We start from the raw sequence: 16476 nt of genomic DNA on the forward strand, positions 1-16476 counted from the left end.
AGTATATTATGTCGTTACAATTCTGGAAAATCTGGACAAAGTCTGAGCGTGTCGTGTACGTGATCGGACTTATTCTGGTAACTATAACACTTGGCTGGTTGGGGCTGGCCGGGTATCGCGGACTCGAAAACGTGGTGCAGTGGGACGTCCTCAATGAGCTCGTTGGCCTGCCTGCTACCCTGTATCAGTTCACTGATGGGCTGCTCACGTACCCAATACAAGGGCAGGTACAGACGGTGGCCGGTCAGTTTATCGCTTCGCCCATGCGGGTGTATCCGCTTGTGGCTACGCTTACCGTGGCGGGGCTGTGTGTGGCGCTGGCGTTCGCCCTGGCGGGTAGCTGTAGGCTGCCTACGCTGCGCTACCGCCTGGCGATGGGAGCGTTTATTCTCTTGCTGGCTGTCTGCCGGTTCGAAACGCTGGGGTTGCCGGGTGGTTCGGGTAAGTGGTTGTTCCTGGTGCTGACCGGCCTGTTCGGGGGGCTCAGCTTCTACTTCAATGCCTTCCGTACCGATGTGGGCTTCACTACCCGGTTGCTCTCGTTTCTGGGGGTGATGGTCGCTGTAGCCGTGGCTGTTTCGCTGGGTACGTCGGTAGCCAACCCGGCGCTGGTGTTGCTGAGCTATGCCTTGCCGGGCCTGGTCTTGCTGAGTGTTGCCTTCATTGCATTTATCGGCTTCGAAATTATTGCGGGGATGGTCTGGCTTACCAGTGTCCGACGCGAAAATCGGGGTACCAGTCAGGGGAGGCCACTCGGTATCTTTAATTTTTTGTTTATCAGCTTGTTGTATCTATTTAATCTGCTGCTGATCTGGTTGCAGAATACAAAGGTGATCGATTGGGAGGTGCTCACCATCAGTCCGTTTCTGATCGTTGGCGTATCCATAGTACTGGGCATCTGGGGATTTCGCCGGTTGGTCGATCAGCGCGAGTTGCTCTCGTTTCGCGAGGCGGGTGCAGGGCTGTACCTGGGTGTGGCCGCGCTGGCAACGCTGACCATGGCCTATGCTTTTGCCACTGCCAACGACCCGCTGATCGAAGTATTTGAAGATGCAATCGTATATACCCACTTCGGAATGGGGCTGGCCTTTGTGCTCTACACGGTGCTGAACTTCTGGCCCATCTATCAGCAGCAATTACCTGTTCATCGGGTTGTATATAAGGCCCGTGTTGCCGATCTGCCCCTGTTCAGGCTGGCTGGTCTGGTAGCTGTAGTCGGAATGGTAGGAGGCGGCAACTACTTCACCGTGCGGCAGGGCTACGCCGCTACGCTATCGGCGTTGGGCGACGCCTACCTGGCCGAAAACCAGACCGAACTGGCACAGACATATTATCAGGAATCGGTAGCCGAAGAGTTTCAGCAGCACAAAGCCAATTATGCGCTGGCATCTATCGCGCTTGGCCGCAACGACCAGACGACCGCCGCACTGTTTTTCTCGAAAGCCCTCCTGAAACAGCCCTCTCCCCAGGCGTTTGTGGGACTGAGCGATACCTACCGGCAAACGAACCTGTTTTTCGAATCGATCAAGACGTTGCAACGGGGTATCCAGACCTTCCCCAATAGCGGCGAATTACGAACGAACCTGGGCTATCTGTACGGCAAAACGGCTATTGCCGATTCAGCTTATTATTATTCGCAGTCGGCTGTGGCCCACACCCGCCGGGATGAGGTTCCGTTGGCGAATCTGCTTGGCTTGTATGCCCGAAACCCGGAGGTAGTAGCAGCCGACTCGGCTCTGATCGATCAGGTGGAAACGCGCGATGATCCGGCGTTTGCGGCTAACAAACTGGCCTTGCGACTCCTGTCGCCGCGTGATACAACAGCACCCGATGCACCCGGCTGGCTGGCTTCTGCCGCGCCCGATCCTGCGCTCGATGCCGGCCAGTTCGCCTCGTTGTACAACTACGCTTTTGTGGCGTCCAATCCCGATAGCACGCTACTGAACCGACTTCAGCAGGCGGCGCTCAATCCGGCCAATCAGGAGTTGGTGGATGACCTGTTGCTGGCGGTAGCCGTGGGCCGTTACCGGGCCAATCAACACCCCGAAGCGTTCGACCTGCTGAATCAGTTGGCGATCAACGACCCAAAGCGCGCGTCGGTTTACCGCACAACGCTTGGCTTGTTGCAGACCGAACAGGGATTGTATAAACTGGCCGCCGAAACACTGGCGCCGAATACCGATACGCTGTCAGCCTTTTACCGGGCTGTGGCGTTGACCAAAGCTGGCGACCAGGCTACGGCTCATCCATTGTGGGGCATGGCAGTTCGGCAAGATAGTTCGCTACGGGGCATTCAGCAGGTTTTGTACGCTGAAAAGGAACCCGTAACCGATCTGGAAAAGTCGTTTTACGTTACGTACCGTATCGACGATGCTAACCGGGGACGTACCTGGGAAACGATTGGTGATGCCAGCTTAAAAACTGTTTCCGGTGCTAGCCTGATCGACGATTACCTGGCAACTCGCCAGTACTTTTACGCCCAGATGATTCTGAGCCAATTGGGCAAACCAGCCGAATTGACACCCTTTGCCCGGTCAACAGAAAATCTGTCGGCGGTGAAGATCGCGTCGTTCCGGAAGAAAGCTGCCGCTACGGATTCGCTGGCGAAAGCCTTTTTTGTTCCAGCGCACCGGGCCATGGTCGCCGGACTGCTTGGCAGTGCCTTTGCCGCCGCGAAACGACCCACCGATGCCCGAAAGGCCTATGAGCAGGCCATTCAACTGGCCCCGGCACAGGGGCAGCTGGTGGCTGAAGCGGCCCAGTTTATGCGCTCGCAAAAGTTGGTGAAACCGGCTTACGAAGCAGTCCGTCGTGCATTACCCTTCAACGAAACAAACCCCGCTCTGCTGAAGAGTTATGTGTTACTATGCCTCGACCAAAGTTTATTCGATTACGCTGAAGAAGGCATGGTGATGTTGCAGGTTGCCGATTCACCCGCCGACTATCAGGCGTTTGACGTAGCCTATCAGCAAAAAGTATCGGCTATCGAAAACGCCAGAAATGCATTTGCGCAGTGACGTAATTTAGCCTGAGTTCCTAAATCACCGCATATGTCCACCAAACTAAACTGGATTAAAGAAGCTTTCAGTCGCGAAGTTCATCTTATGGAGAACGGGGCAGAGGTGGGCCGACTTCATCGGGCTGTTTTCGAGCGCGACGTTGACGCATCGCTTCACGACGTACAGCTTCGCTTCGACGTGCGTGGCTTCCTGATTCACTCAGTCAATGTGCACGATCTGAAGGCGGGTGACCGCATTATTGGTACGCTTACGTTCCACTTCGGTAAACGCGCTGAACTGACTCTCGAAAATGGAACGGTCTATACCTGGAAGCGCCACAACGTGCTGATGCGTGAGTGGGAAATGATTCGGGAAGGTGCCACGGATGCGGATGATCAGGAAGTTGTTAGTTATACCCTCACCCGAAAATTCCTGGCCGATCACGGCGATATCCGCGTTGACCTGCCTTCACCGGAAGCTGATATTGTTGTGCTGGCGGGCTTATTTATCCGCAACTACTTTCAGCGCCGGCGGCGGGCCGCTGCTGCAGCGGCGTAGATCGCAGCACCATACTTCGGAACTACATACCACTCCAGACAATTAGACGGTACCATGAATATTATTGAAACCAGCGAAGTAGCCAAGCGATACATCATGGGCAGTGAGGTGATCGACGCCTTAAAATCGATCACCATTGCAGTGCAGAAAGGAGAGTATGTTGCCTTCATGGGTCCATCCGGGTCTGGCAAATCAACGCTCATGAATATTGTAGGCTGTTTGGATTCGCCAACGTCGGGGCGTTACATTCTGAATAATCAGGATGTAAGTAACATGACCGAAAATGCGCTGGCCGAGGTACGTAATAAAGAGATTGGTTTCGTGTTCCAGACGTTCAACCTGTTGCCCCGCCAAACATCGCTTGAGAACGTAGCCTTGCCACTGATTTACGCTGGTTTCAACAAAGCTGACCGCACCGAAAAGGCGATGCTTGCCCTAAAGAACGTGGGCCTTGAAAACCGCGCCGGGCACCGTCCCAACGAACTGTCGGGTGGACAACGGCAGCGGGTAGCCGTAGCACGTGCCCTGGTGAACGACCCCAGTATTCTGCTGGCTGATGAACCAACGGGTAACCTCGATTCCAAGACGTCGTACGAGATCATGGACCTGTTCGACCAGATTCACAGTAAGGGTAATACCGTGATCATGGTCACGCACGAAGAGGACATTGCCGAGTATGCCCACCGCATTATCCGCCTGCGCGATGGGTTGATTGAAACTGACCGGGCAAACCAGAATATCCGCAAGGCCAAAGCGTTCATGCAGGTCTAGGTACGTTCCAGATACGATATACACGAGTGCATACAACATCCCGCCTGACGCGTCAGGCGGGATGTCTGCGTTTTTGGGCTACTTATCTGTCTGTTCGACTCGATTGTTCTACTTTCGGGACGCCTAGCCGAAAGGCCTGGCGAAAGCAGGACAGTACGCGCCAGCAATACAGTACTCACCACTAAACACCCGCATGGATCAGGCTAATCTTGTTTTTTTAGTTACGTTATGCATTGTTGGCTTGGGCTTTTCCCTCAAGCAGTGGGGCGTCGTCAGTGAGCAGGATGGTAAAGTGCTGTCGCGGATATTGATGCACACCACGTTTCCAGCGCTGATGGTGGTGTCGACGCTGCACGTACCCCTCACCTCCAGTCTGGCTGCCATTCCGTTCGTCAGTATTGCATTGGGCAGTATGTTGCTATTACTGGCCTGGTTTGTATTTGCGAACCGGCCTGTTCGGCTGCGCGGTGTGCTGACCATGGGAATCGGTGCCTTTAACATCGGCCTCTTTGGCTTTCCAATTGTCGAGGGTATTTGGGGCCGCGATGCGCTGGTGTATGCGGTTCTGTACGACATCGGCAATACGCTGGTAATTTTTGGTATCGTTTATCCCGTGGGGTACTATTTCGCCTCGGGGGGATCGCAGCGTCCACCCGTGCTGGCCACGATCAGGCGGGTGCTGCGTTTGCCGCCTATGCTTGGTATGCTGGTGGGCCTGACGCTTAACTTGCTCTCGCTTGACCTGCCGCCGGTGCTGTTCGACATGCTCGATACGCTGGCGAAAGCAAACAAATCGCTGGTGTTGCTCCTGTTAGGTATCTATCTCAGTTTCCGGTTAGAAAAAACGCAACAAGCGGCCATCCTGAGGTTACTGGCGCTACGGTACGCGGGTGGCCTGGTGGCCATCGCGTTGCTATACGCGGTGTTGCCTGCCCCTACGCTACTCCGTACTACGCTGACAGTCTGTATTCTGCTGCCGATCGGAATGACGGTATTGCCATTCTCCGATGAGTTCAATTTCGATTCGCGGGTGGCAGGTACGTTGGTGAATCTGTCGCTGGTAATCAGCTTCGGCCTTCTCTGGCTACTGGTTTACTGGCTGGGGCTTGCTTGAGCAGAGAGCGGTCTCAAAACAACAAACCCCGCCAGATGTGTCCGGCGGGGTTCGTCATGGAAAGTAAATTCGGTAGGCTAGGGGCGCAGGGCCGACGCTGAATTGCCGGGGGCAGCCGCACCAGGTGCTGGCGCCTGAGCAGGGGCAGGGCGGTTCTGGGCCGGCGCAGTAGCTGAACCTGGCAGGGCGCGAGTGGCTGCACGCTCAACGTTGGCACTGTTGATCAAACCAGCACCTGTTTTGTCAACGAGTGCGTAGGTTGACAGAACCAGTACCATTACACCGATGCCGAGGCCCCAGGTGATTTGCTCAACAACGTCGGTGGTTTTTTTAACGCCCATCAACTGGTTAGAGCCGAGGCCACCGAGTTCACCCGATAGGCCGCCGCCTTTTGAATTCTGAATCAAAACGACCAGAATCAACAGAACGGTCAGGATACAAATGAGAACAATAATTGTGGTTACCATGAACTTGGTGAATACGTTTACTATACAGTGGTAATGTCTTTCTCAGCTATCGGCAATGGGTTGTGCCTCTTTTATTTCACTGATTTTGGCCGCAAAGTACGCAGATTTATCCGGGTTTTTCAAGGCCAGCTTCTCGTAAATCTCTATTGCTTTGCTGTACTTACCCTGTTTGCATAAAATCTTGGCAAAACTTTCGGTTACTAACCCGCCGGTTATCGGCGCAGGCTGGCTACGGAGGGCCAAATCTTCCTGTTCTGCGGGTTCGCCCAGCCGACCGCGAACGGGGGCAATGCGTGGCTCGTTGCGGATAAAATTTTCAATAATCTCCAGCTGCCGCTTCCGCTCTTCGTCCATCAGGCGTTGCCGATCGGCCGTTACTGATTCTTCGGCGTTTACCTGCTCTTCAAGGGCAAGCTCCGCGTGAATGGCTTCTTCGGCCAGCGTAGGATCGTCAACGGGGGGCGTTGAATCGGCCAGGGCAAATGAATCGGGATTAGTGAAAGCCAGCTTTGGAATAGACAGCAGCGACATGGGCATGCTGCCTGCTACGCCCGGCTTGTTGCGGTAAAGTGCATAGCTTTCGTGCTGATAGTCATCCGGAATGGGCACCTGCCTCGAAGCCAGCTCATTCAGTTTCAGCAACAGGTTGTCTGACCACTGGAATTCATTATCGATCAGCTTGCGCAGGGCGTTGCGGCTCAGCGCATGGGCAGCAGCCTGCCGCACAAACGGAACGGTGTTTCCCTTCTGGTGCATAGACGCTGCCTTGGCCGTCAGGGTATACAGGGCCTGGCAATAAGGGTACTCCGCCAGGCTATCCTGCAACTGCTGAAAATCAGCGGCGGTCAGGTCATTGGGATGGGTTACCCAATACGAAAACGTTTCTTTATCAATTGGCGGCATGAACGAGGCTTGGTGTCAGAGGGATTGGCGAATCTACAAAGAACTGGTCAGTTTTCACAGCCACTAACCGCTTCCTTACAGCCGGTTACCAATCGGCAGCTGTTTTGTTGAATACATCGAGTACGAGTTGATCGAGGATGGCCGGCACAAGCTGCCCTTCATTCTGGCTCAGGGTCTGGTTCTGCGGAAAATCCTTGTAAAACGAAAACGACTGATCGAAGCTCTTAGTGTCGTCTTTGGTGTTGGTGAAACGTACCTGGATGGTGATCTGAAGCCGGTTGAGACCAGCCTGGTCATTGGCGGTCGGAGCAACTGCAATCAGATCATAGCCTGTCACTGTACCTTCCAGCGCCATATCGCCTCCCGTGGGAATCACCTTCAGGTTGGTGTAGCGCTGGTAGTATTCCTTCAACCGCTCGGTCAGTGTCAATGGCAGGTTTGCTGGCCCACCCGCCGTTTGCAGGGTGAAATTATTGATCGTAACAGTCTTGATGTCCGGCGAAAGTGTCGTTCCGGAGAAGGAATACACGCCGCAGCTTTCAAAAAGTAATGAACAAACAACCAGGATCAGTCCAGTTACCAGCCGGGCAGCAGCGGGCAACCGGCCAGCCGGAATTGATGACTGATCATTGGGCCTTGTTACCTGATTATTCTTCGTCAATCTCATACTGCTTGATTTTTCGGTATAACGTGCGTTCTGAGATGCCGAGTGCCTGAGCGGCGTATTTGCGCTTGTTGTTGTTGCGGCGAAGGGCCTTCACAATCATCTCTTTTTCTTTCTTTTCCAACGACAGTGAATCGTCTTCCTCCGTTTCGTGGCTGACATCCTCAACCGTAGCTTCGTTTATATCGCCATCGGTGTCGTCGTAGACCTGCACGGGTGGATGACTGTAATCGTTACCGCCGTCGTTGCGTCGCACAGGGCTGGGGTCGTAAACCGGGGTTGTAACCGGGCGTGGTGTGCTGCCATCGGGGAGGAGCCGGGCGTAGTTGGGCTCGCGCGATACCGCATCGGCATAATCGCTGGTGCCTTCGCCGCCTACAGACTCAAACAGGTCGCGGTGGTTGTTGAGCACCTGCGGCCCGTAGGCTTCATTGCTCAACACGTCACGGACGAGTTTCTTCAAATCGTTCATATCGCGGCGCATGTCGAACAGTACTTTATAGAGCAGTTCGCGCTCCGAGAACGAATCGGCGGGGCCGTTCCCTGACGCGGTCAGGGCCATTGTCGACGTACCCGGTAGTTTGGGACGGGGCAGGTACTTGCCCAGCACCTCGGCGTCGATGGGTTTATTCTGCTCCGATTCGAGGATGGAAATCTGTTCGGCAAAATTCTTCAACTGCCGGATGTTGCCCGGAAATGGGTAATTAAGCAACAACCGTTTGGCGTCGTCGGTCAGTTGGATGGGTTTAATCCGGTAGCGCTCGGCAAAGTCGGTGGTGAACTTGCGGAAAAGCAGGTCGATGTCGGTACCCCGTTCGCGCAGGGGCGGCACAAAAATCGGAACGGTGTTAAGGCGGTAGTACAGGTCTTCGCGGAAGCGGCCCTTCTCAACGGCTGCCAGCAGATTTACGTTAGTGGCGGCCACGACCCGTACGTCGGTCTTCTGCACCTTTGAGGAGCCAACCCGGATAAATTCGCCGTTTTCCAGTACACGCAGCAACCGGGCCTGGGTACCGAGAGGCATCTCCCCAATTTCATCCAGGAAGATGGTACCACCATTAGTGGTTTCAAAATACCCTTTCCGCTGATCTACAGCCCCCGTGAATGAGCCTTTTTCGTGGCCAAACAGCTCTGAGTCGATGGTGCCTTCGGGAATAGCGCCGCAGTTGATGGCAATAAACTGGCCGTGTTTCCGGGCGCTGAGGCTGTGGATGATCTTTGAAAAAGACTCTTTTCCACTCCCGCTTTCGCCCGTTATAAGCACCGTCAGGTCGGTGGCGGCTACCTGCGTTGCCACGCTGATGGCGTAGTTCAGCGCGGCCGCGTTGCCAATGATGCCGAACCGGTTTTTAGCAGCCTGAATTTCCTGTAGATTCATTAAAAAGAAGTTTTTCAGCCCGCTGCCTCTCTGTTCCGTTACGCTGCCTACGATGCAGCAGCCCAGGGAAAACAACGGACTATAAAGCTATACCACCGTTCCAATCAGCGTGGCTGAGGAACATTCGGTGATCAGCACGTTCACATAATCACCTTGCTGGTACGTACCCTTCGGAAACACAACCACTTTGTTCTGGTCGTTCCGGCCCGACAAATCTGCATCTGACCGTTTCGAGGGGCCTTCGGCCAATACACGGTGTATCTGACCGATATGCCGCTGATTCCGTTCCAGCGACAGGCGCTGCTGTAGAGCAATGATCTCGTTGAGGCGGCGTTTCTTCACGTCCTCAGGTACGTCGTCCTTGTATTTTTTGGCCGCCAGTGTACCCGGCCGCTCCGAATAGGCAAACATGTACCCATAGTCGTAGCGGGCGTATTCCATCAGCGAGAGCGTGTCCTGATGTTCTGCTTCGGTTTCTGAGCAAAAGCCCGAGATCATATCGTGCGAGATGCCGCAGTCCTCACCCAGAATAGCCCGGATACGAGCAATCTTTTGCATGTACCATTCCCGGTCATATGTTCGGTTCATCAGCTCCAGAATTCGGCTGTTACCGCTCTGGGCCGGCAGGTGAACGTACTTGCAGATGTTGTCGAAACGGGCAATGGTGTGCAGCACATCGTCGGTAATGTCTTTCGGATGCGAGGTAGAGAAACGTACCCGAAGATCGGGATGAATACTGGCAACGCGGGCCAGCAATTCGGCGAAGGTGACACTTTCCGCATTGGCAGATCGCCACTTATACGAATCCACGTTCTGGCCAAGCAGCGTCACTTCTTTGTACCCGTCGGCAAAAAGCTGTTTGGCTTCCCGAACAATGCTGTCGGCATCGCGGCTGCGTTCGCGACCACGGGTGAACGGCACTACGCAAAAGCTGCACATATTGTCGCACCCCCGCATGATGGAGATGAGGGCAGTGATGCCGTTTGAGTTTAGCCGGATGGGCGCAATGTCGGCGTAGGTCTCTTCGCGCGAGAGGAATACGTTGACGGCTTTCTGCCCGCTTTCGGCTTCTTCAACCAGTTTCGGAATATCGCGATAGGCATCGGGGCCCGCCACAATGTCAACAATTTGCTCTTCCTCCAACAGATTGGTTTTCAGCCGCTCGGCCATGCAGCCCAGCATACCGACGAGCAACTCTGGCTTCTTCTTTTTATAAGTGTTGAGTTGCTTCAACCGGTGCCTGACCTTCTGTTCGGCGTTGTCGCGGATGGCGCAGGTATTCAGGAAGATAAGATCGGCGTCTTCGGCCGAGGAAGTGGTAGCAAATCCCGCATTCCGCATCACGGCGGCCACAATCTCGGAATCAGAGAAATTCATCTGGCAGCCATAGCTCTCGATATACAGCCGCTTTTTTCCGTCTACGAGTTCATCAACTGAGGTGCGGGGCAGGTCAACCGCTTCTTTATCTTCAGTCGACAGGATCGTTAATTCAGCAATGCGTTCCATGGTATAGTATACAGACAGGGTAAGCCCTGGTTGGTCTTGATCAGTAGGACAAAGGTACAAAGATTACGCCGACTTGGCTGACAGATTGTCAGGTTGGTCAGTGGTGGATCGCGTTAAAAAAATGCAAATAATGAATTCTATAGGTATAGTAGTTATATACGAAAAGAAGATTTATGTACACTTTTTTAATACTGTAAACTTGCAAGCAACTTACCGGGCACATAGATTTGGAGTCCTAACAATTTTGTTAGGCATTTACCCACAGCTTCAATGAAAAAAATCTATTTGCTATGCTGCTCAGTAGCGCTAAACGCGTTGCTGATATCAGTTGCCGTTGGGCAACAAACCGCCGTCGACTTCTTCAATGAGGGCATTCAGAAAAGTAACGCCAAGGATTTTACCGGTGCGTTGCAGGCGTTTACGACGGCCATTATCATGAATCCGGAAAATGCCCCCAGTTATTACAACCGGGCATTGGCCAAGAGTAGCTTGAATGATATACAGGGTGCAATTTCAGACCTGGATCTGGCAATCGAGTTCAACCCTCAGGACGCCAACGCTTACCTGTATCGGGGCATCAGCCGGTCGAAGCTGGAAGATTACCGCGGAGCCATGCAGGATTTTAACCGGTCGGTCGAGTTGAGCCCCAACGATGCGTACCTCTACTATAATCGGGGTCTCTGCCGCACCCAGATGAACTACCTGGCCAGCGCGCTAACTGATTTCAACAAAGCCGCCCAATTGTCGCCAAACGACGCGAATATTCTGACGGCACGGGGGAACTGCAAAAACAGCCTGACCGACTATAAGGGAGCCCTTGCCGATCTGGGGCTTGCCCTCGAAAAAGCCCCTAACAAAGTTAACACACTGGCGGGGCGGGGCTATGCCCGTTTCAAACTGGAAGATTACAAAGGGTCGCTGGCCGATTTCTCAAGGGCGATTGAACTAAGCCCCAAAGATGCCGACCTGTTTTATAAGCGCGGCCTTGTGAAAACCCGGTTAGGCGAATACGACAACGCCATCGCCGACTACAACAAAACGCTCGAACTGAACCCCAACCATTACCGGGCATTTTTCAGCCGGGGTTTTTGCCGGAGTCGGTCGAGCAATACCAAACTGGCGTTGAACGACCTGGATAAGGCTATCGAGATGGATAATCGCAGTTTGCAAACCAAAACGTATTACAGCGAATTTATCACCCAGAATCTGCTGCCACTGCTGGCAACAGTGGTGCAGGAGCGGTACAAAGTAGCCGAGTTGAGCGACGATCGTGCCGATGCCTACATGGTTCGGGGTATCCTGAAAAACTCGACTGGTGAAGGTAAAACTGCCTTGCTCGATCTGAACCGGGCTGTTGAACTGAACCCAATCAACTCAGAAACGTACTTCATCCGCGGCATCATTCGTTCCTCGCTGGGCGATCAGAAGGGCGCCATTATCGATTGCAACAGCACGGTTAAACTAAATCCCCGGCATGCCGAAGCCTACTACCTGCGCGGTATTATCCGCTACGATGGGGGTGATGAAGTAGCTGGCTGTGCTGACCTGAGCCGTTCCGGCGAACTCGGATATACACAATCTTACAAGCTGATTACCGAACGGTGCAATAAGGTTGCCCGTCAGTAAGTTAGCTCTGTCGCATAACAGAACGCCCTTCCTCGATTAGTTGAGGAAGGGCGTTCTGCATAGTGGGTACGTTGTTTTTCGGCAGGTTGGCTGATTCACTTTCCAGGAAAGGCCTGACTAAAACAGTGAGTCGGGGTGGAGCTGGTTGGGTGAAATGCCCAGATCAGTGCAAAAAACCTGCTTGATCTGATCGGTGACCTCCCGTTTATTAACGGTGCATGAATCACGCCTAATTTTTGTATACTGCTCGCGGGCCAGCTTCTCGGCCAGTTCGCCAACGGTTTGCTGGGTAAACTGATTACCTAGTTTCTGAGTAACAATCAGGGTGGTTAGTGCAATGGTCAGCCCAACTGATCCGTACAGGACACTGCCAATGAGCGTGAGGCCTGAAATTACCAGCAGTATGAGTGCTGGAACAACGATATAGAGACTGGCAGATAACACATTGATATTGAAACCAAGGGCTTTCTCCAACTTTCGTATATTGGCTCTTCGTGTTTTTTTCGGAAACAGAACTGCCAGTTCGGTCGTGGGGCGGATGGTCTGCCGATCTAGATGAAGCGCGTCGACCATGTGTTGCCGAAGCTTGTAGAATGCCTGCTGCGATGTGCAATCACCTACTTCGGCCAGTTGAATTTTCTCGGTGATGGCCTCGCAAAGCTGGCCAAACGTTTCAACCTGCCGAAGGTCATTAGTGCCAAAGGTGATCGAGTACGACTGCTCTATTTTCGTCAGCACATCATCCAGATCACCCGGATCGATTTGCAGGTACGTTGTTGTTTCCATGTAGTTTATGATTCCTGTAGTCTGGCTAGTCGAAGCAGGGGGTTCGATAGTAACAGACCGATAAGCACGCCCAGCCCATCGACCCAAAAGTCGAGCCAGTCGCCCGACCGGTGAATGGCCGGGATCAGTGCCTGAATTAATTCAATGGCTCCTGCGTAGGCCAGTCCCACCAGTAGCGTTCGTCCTGCCGACCAGCCCGCCAGTCGCCACAGTAAGGTGAATAGGAGAAAGATGACGGCATGAAGGTATTTATCACGGTTGTGACTCAGGTCGGGCAGCTGGCTGCTGGGCCAGAAACAGCCGATACTAATGGTGATGCTCCAGCCAATAGCAGCCAGTCGAAGCAGGAGGGGATTAAATAAGTAACGGATCATACGAGCGCTGTCTGAGCGGGCTATCGTCGGGCTAAACGCAGCGTGGTCAGGTACAAAAAGAGGGTAGTCAGGCTGAGCAGGTAGATTACATTGCGCGAATCGAGCAGGCCGCGTCCCAGATCGCTGTACTGCTGGTCGAGGCTGAGGTAATCGAGCCAGTAGGCAGCGTCGGACGTACCTAGCAGGCCGCTTAGGGTGCTTAGGCCTGCGTAGAGCAGCAGGCAGGCAAGCGTACCTACTACAAACGCCACTACCTGATTGTCGTTGAGCGATGAGGCCCACAGCCCAACCGCCACAAATACCCCCGCTAGTAATAGCAACCCAACATACGAACCCGCTACCATGGCCGAGTCGATGTTGCCCGGCGGATTGCCAAGCTTATACAGGCTGATGTAATAGATCAGGGTGGGCAATAAGGTGAGTGTTACCAGCAACCAGCAGGCGCTGAACTTACCGAGTACTACGCCCCACCGGCTTACTGGCTTGGTTAGCAGCCATTCCAGCGTGCCGGCGCGAAATTCGTCGGCAATGGCGCGCATGGTAATGGCCGGGGCCAGAAACAGCAACACATAGGGAGTCAGCGAGAAAAACTGTCCCATATCGGCATAGCCATAATCGAGCAGGTTAGTGGCCGGGAAGACCCACAACAGGAGTCCGATTACGGCCAGAAACACACCCATGATAATATAGGCGATGGGCGACGAGAAAAACTGATTGAGTTCTTTGCGAAAAATAGCCAGCACGGTGAGAGTTACGAGGTACGAATGACGATAGACGAATGTGTGGCGGTCTGCCGCGGCTGTGCACTAGTGAACTGATCGGGATACCAAATTGGCCGGGCTAGTCTAGCCAAACGGATTGTTGTTTTTACGGCGCATAATGGCCGAAATTAGCAGCGACAGGATGGCCCCGATAAAGATTGCCCCCAGCACACCCGCCATAAACTGTAGCCCGGGTGATTGAAATTTCTGCATTACTTCCATCGCCTGGTCAATCTGCTCATCGGTCAGTTTGCCCTGATCTTCCATCTGGGCGCGCATCTGATTCTGTATCTGTTCAGTAACGCTGGGGTCGATGAATGTGGTATACAGGAGGCTATAGGTCGCCGAGATGATTCCTGAAACTGCGGACTGCAACGTACCTGTCCCCATACCTTCACCGATTGATAGGTAGCCGCCGTTCAGAATGCGGTATTCGCGGATACCCATGAACAGCCCACCGGCCATAATCAGGTAAATGAGCATGGTGAGGCCGCTGTTGGCTGTCTGGCCAAGGGTGAACAACAGCGTCGAATAAATGATAAGGGCAACGCCGGTGATCAAGCCCCACTTCAGCGCAAGTCTGGCAGTAGATGGTTTTTCATGCATGGTGTAGAGTCAATTAAGGGTTCATGACACTGTAGTCCTGCTTGCGGAACAGCAGGGAGATAATTAGGATAGGGATGATGCCCAGCAGCGTTTTCTTACCCAGCATGCTTAAGGGCAGCACGTCGGGGGTTGTTTTGGCCGTTTGGGCCAGTTGCGCCTTGAATGCTTCCTCGCCAAATGTTTTCACGTAATTGGCTTTGTCGCTAAGCTGAAACCGTTGCAGATCGCCAAGGTAACGGGTAAACTCGGTGGGATCAATGAGCGTAACGAATCCATAAATGAGCCAGCCCGCCAGGAGCGCTGCCACCGTGTTAACGATGTAGCAGATAGTAAGCCCTTCCCACATATGTAGCAGCCCCTTGCCTACCTTCCGGCGGTAGTACCAAACGGCCGCGATCATCAGGATTAAGTGAATACCGAAGTCGAACGGATATTTCTCGTTGACGTACAGCGCCGAGATACCCAGCGCGTGCATGCCCAGGAAAAAGAGAAAGACCGCCAGTCCGGCGGCGAGCCCAAACAGCAGGGGGATTTTTAAGAGAGGGTGGTTAAAGTAAGTCATGTGTTAACGAACGTGTTACTCCGTTTTTTTTACGAAGGTAATCGGAGTGTCGCTCCCATTAACAGAACAGTGCCCAGCACTTTTCCGGTCAGTGTCTTTCCTAGAAAAGGCGAATTTTTAGCGGGCGTAACCAATCGCTCAACTGGCCAGTTGGCGGTTGTATCGAAGAGGGTGAGGATGGCGGGGTTTCCTTCGGCAACCGATACGGGCGGCAGCCGTAAAACCCGGCGAGGGCCGAAGGTGAGGCGATCAATCAGCGTAGTTAGTGGTAACCGATCGTTGTTGCTGGTCAGAACAGCCGAAAACACGGTTTCAATGCTGCTGATGCCGAATTCGGCCACATCGAACTCCAGGTTTTTGCTTTCCTCATCGTGCGGGTGGTGGTCTGATACGAGCATGTCGATAGTGCCGTCGGCCAGCCCGGTCCAGAGCGCATCTACATCGGCTTGCGATCGGAACGGCGGATTTACTTTCAGGTACGTGTCGAAGCCCGCCAGGTCGGCATCCGTAAAGACCAGCTGATGGGCGGCTACATCGCAGCTTACGGGTAGTCCCCGTGCTTTAGCTTGTCGAACCAGATCAACCGATTCGGCCGACGACAGACAGGCGAAATGTAATACAGGCGCCGTACTGGCCGCATCTGCGGTCGATTGGCCTTCCAGTACGTAGGCCAGCAGCCGCAGATCGCGCTCGATCATCATGACCTCGGCCATAGCGGGAAGTCCCTTCAGGCCGAGCAAGGTGCTCTGAACGCCTTCGTGCATTTGCCCAAACTGAGTGATCAATTCCTCTTCGGCCCGGTTTACCAGCAACCCGTTCATGGGCCGGAGATATTGCAACGTTTTAAGCAGCAAATCCGGGTTTTGCAGCGGATGATCGCCATCTGTAAAGGCCACTGCACCTGCCCGATGCAGGTCGATCATGTCGGTAAAGTCAACGCCTTTAGCTCCCTTGGTGATCGCCGCCATCGGATGAAGGCGGGCGGGCTGCCCTTCGGCCATCCGGCGAACGTACCCAAGCGTGTCTTTAGCGTCGATGACGGGGCTTGTGTTTGGTAGCAGGGCCACATCGGTGAATCCGCCGGCGGCGGCGGCGCTGGCCAGGTCGGTCAGCGTTTCGCGATGCTCATGACCGGGATCATTCGCCGCGGCCCGCCCATCGACCCATCCCGCTGACACGTGCAGATTAGGTACGTCGATGATCTGAGCGCCATCAGGGACCGTCAGATCGGTACCCATCTCGCGAATGAGTCCGTTTTCGATCAGCAGATCAACAACCTGATCATGCTTGGCAGATGTTGTATCGACCACGCGGGCCGAACGGATCAGGAGATGCATAGGCATAAAAAAGGCTCCAAAAACGAACTGTTTGCTGGAGCCTTAAAGGGGTTTGTAGTTTATG

The 16476-nt window shown here is 53.8% G+C and carries 16 protein-coding genes; 5 read left to right on the plus strand and 11 right to left on the minus strand.

The window, feature by feature from the left end; all coding sequences use genetic code 11:
- Positions 1–8: 8 nt before the first annotated feature.
- The 4 genes from F7231_RS23085 (at position 9) to F7231_RS23100 (ending at position 5442) form a co-directional block, all read left to right on the plus strand.
- Entirely contained in the window at positions 9–3017 is a 3009-nt protein-coding gene (locus tag F7231_RS23085; RefSeq protein WP_166693716.1) for a tetratricopeptide repeat protein, read from the plus strand.
- Positions 3018–3050: 33 nt separating this feature from the next.
- Positions 3051–3557: a hypothetical protein gene (locus tag F7231_RS23090; RefSeq protein WP_085412583.1), complete on the plus strand. Its 507-nt coding sequence runs from the start codon at positions 3051–3053 to the stop codon at positions 3555–3557.
- A 54-nt stretch (positions 3558–3611) separates the two neighbouring features.
- The gene (locus F7231_RS23095; protein WP_085412584.1) at positions 3612–4328 is read left to right on the plus strand and encodes an ABC transporter ATP-binding protein; all 717 of its coding nucleotides are present in this window, start codon (positions 3612–3614) and stop codon (positions 4326–4328) included.
- 193 nt (positions 4329–4521) lie between these two features.
- On the plus strand, positions 4522–5442 hold the full coding sequence (locus F7231_RS23100) for an AEC family transporter (RefSeq protein ID WP_085412585.1): 921 nt from the start codon (positions 4522–4524) through the stop codon (positions 5440–5442).
- Between the two features lie 77 nt (positions 5443–5519).
- On the opposite strand, the gene secG is transcribed toward F7231_RS23100, so the two are convergent.
- From secG to miaB, 5 genes are all read right to left on the minus strand, one after another.
- Positions 5520–5909 carry a preprotein translocase subunit SecG gene (secG, locus tag F7231_RS23105; protein ID WP_166693717.1) on the minus strand — a complete coding sequence of 130 codons (390 nt, stop codon included), beginning with the start codon at positions 5907–5909 and terminating at the stop codon, positions 5520–5522.
- 42 nt (positions 5910–5951) lie between these two features.
- Entirely contained in the window at positions 5952–6812 is an 861-nt protein-coding gene (locus F7231_RS23110) for a DUF8458 domain-containing protein (RefSeq protein ID WP_085412587.1), read from the minus strand.
- 85 nt (positions 6813–6897) lie between these two features.
- The gene (gene lptE / locus F7231_RS23115) at positions 6898–7479 is read right to left on the minus strand and encodes an LPS assembly lipoprotein LptE (protein ID WP_085412588.1); all 582 of its coding nucleotides are present in this window, start codon (positions 7477–7479) and stop codon (positions 6898–6900) included.
- A complete protein-coding gene (locus F7231_RS23120; RefSeq protein WP_166693718.1) occupies positions 7460–8854 on the minus strand; it encodes a sigma-54 interaction domain-containing protein in 1395 nt (464 codons plus the stop codon). Before F7231_RS23120 ends, lptE begins: the two co-directional genes overlap by 20 nt.
- 87 nt (positions 8855–8941) lie before the next feature.
- Positions 8942–10360 (minus strand): tRNA (N6-isopentenyl adenosine(37)-C2)-methylthiotransferase MiaB, encoded by a 1419-nt coding sequence (gene miaB / locus F7231_RS23125; protein WP_166693719.1) that lies wholly within the window; start codon positions 10358–10360, stop codon positions 8942–8944.
- A 270-nt stretch (positions 10361–10630) separates the two neighbouring features.
- Between miaB and F7231_RS23130 the strand changes: the two genes are divergently transcribed.
- Positions 10631–11986 (plus strand): tetratricopeptide repeat protein, encoded by a 1356-nt coding sequence (locus F7231_RS23130; protein WP_166693720.1) that lies wholly within the window; start codon positions 10631–10633, stop codon positions 11984–11986.
- A gap of 117 nt (positions 11987–12103) precedes the next feature.
- On the opposite strand, the gene F7231_RS23135 is transcribed toward F7231_RS23130, so the two are convergent.
- The 6 genes from F7231_RS23135 to F7231_RS23160 form a co-directional block, all read right to left on the minus strand.
- Positions 12104–12772, minus strand: a complete 669-nt coding sequence (locus F7231_RS23135) for a hypothetical protein (protein WP_085412592.1) — start codon at positions 12770–12772, stop codon at positions 12104–12106.
- Positions 12773–12777: 5 nt separating this feature from the next.
- On the minus strand, positions 12778–13146 hold the full coding sequence (locus F7231_RS23140; protein WP_166693721.1) for a VanZ family protein: 369 nt from the start codon (positions 13144–13146) through the stop codon (positions 12778–12780).
- Positions 13147–13166: 20 nt separating this feature from the next.
- Entirely contained in the window at positions 13167–13889 is a 723-nt protein-coding gene (gene gldF / locus F7231_RS23145) for a gliding motility-associated ABC transporter permease subunit GldF (protein ID WP_166693722.1), read from the minus strand.
- Positions 13890–13991: 102 nt separating this feature from the next.
- Positions 13992–14513 carry a DUF4199 domain-containing protein gene (locus tag F7231_RS23150; RefSeq protein WP_085412595.1) on the minus strand — a complete coding sequence of 174 codons (522 nt, stop codon included), beginning with the start codon at positions 14511–14513 and terminating at the stop codon, positions 13992–13994.
- 13 nt (positions 14514–14526) lie between these two features.
- Positions 14527–15075, minus strand: coding sequence for a DUF4199 domain-containing protein (locus tag F7231_RS23155; protein ID WP_085412596.1), 549 nt, complete (start codon positions 15073–15075; stop codon positions 14527–14529).
- 29 nt (positions 15076–15104) lie between these two features.
- Positions 15105–16412 carry a dihydroorotase gene (locus F7231_RS23160; RefSeq protein WP_166693723.1) on the minus strand — a complete coding sequence of 436 codons (1308 nt, stop codon included), beginning with the start codon at positions 16410–16412 and terminating at the stop codon, positions 15105–15107.
- Between the last annotated feature and the right edge of the window lie 64 nt (positions 16413–16476).

Source organism: Fibrivirga algicola, from assembly GCF_011742925.1.
GTDB lineage: Bacteria > Bacteroidota > Bacteroidia > Cytophagales > Spirosomataceae > Fibrella > Fibrella algicola.

Coding starts and splice junctions, on each gene's coding strand:
- F7231_RS23085 (WP_166693716.1), top strand. CDS start 9: ATGTCGTTACAATTCTGGAAAATCTGGACAAAGTCTGAGCGTGTCGTG.
- F7231_RS23090 (WP_085412583.1), top strand. CDS start 3,051: ATGTCCACCAAACTAAACTGGATTAAAGAAGCTTTCAGTCGCGAAGTT.
- F7231_RS23095 (WP_085412584.1), top strand. CDS start 3,612: ATGAATATTATTGAAACCAGCGAAGTAGCCAAGCGATACATCATGGGC.
- F7231_RS23100 (WP_085412585.1), top strand. CDS start 4,522: ATGGATCAGGCTAATCTTGTTTTTTTAGTTACGTTATGCATTGTTGGC.
- secG (WP_166693717.1), bottom strand. CDS start 5,909: ATGGTAACCACAATTATTGTTCTCATTTGTATCCTGACCGTTCTGTTG.
- F7231_RS23110 (WP_085412587.1), bottom strand. CDS start 6,812: ATGCCGCCAATTGATAAAGAAACGTTTTCGTATTGGGTAACCCATCCC.
- lptE (WP_085412588.1), bottom strand. CDS start 7,479: ATGAGATTGACGAAGAATAATCAGGTAACAAGGCCCAATGATCAGTCA.
- F7231_RS23120 (WP_166693718.1), bottom strand. CDS start 8,854: ATGAATCTACAGGAAATTCAGGCTGCTAAAAACCGGTTCGGCATCATT.
- miaB (WP_166693719.1), bottom strand. CDS start 10,360: ATGGAACGCATTGCTGAATTAACGATCCTGTCGACTGAAGATAAAGAA.
- F7231_RS23130 (WP_166693720.1), top strand. CDS start 10,631: ATGAAAAAAATCTATTTGCTATGCTGCTCAGTAGCGCTAAACGCGTTG.
- F7231_RS23135 (WP_085412592.1), bottom strand. CDS start 12,772: ATGGAAACAACAACGTACCTGCAAATCGATCCGGGTGATCTGGATGAT.
- F7231_RS23140 (WP_166693721.1), bottom strand. CDS start 13,146: ATGATCCGTTACTTATTTAATCCCCTCCTGCTTCGACTGGCTGCTATT.
- F7231_RS23150 (WP_085412595.1), bottom strand. CDS start 14,513: ATGCATGAAAAACCATCTACTGCCAGACTTGCGCTGAAGTGGGGCTTG.
- F7231_RS23155 (WP_085412596.1), bottom strand. CDS start 15,075: ATGACTTACTTTAACCACCCTCTCTTAAAAATCCCCCTGCTGTTTGGG.
- F7231_RS23160 (WP_166693723.1), bottom strand. CDS start 16,412: ATGCATCTCCTGATCCGTTCGGCCCGCGTGGTCGATACAACATCTGCC.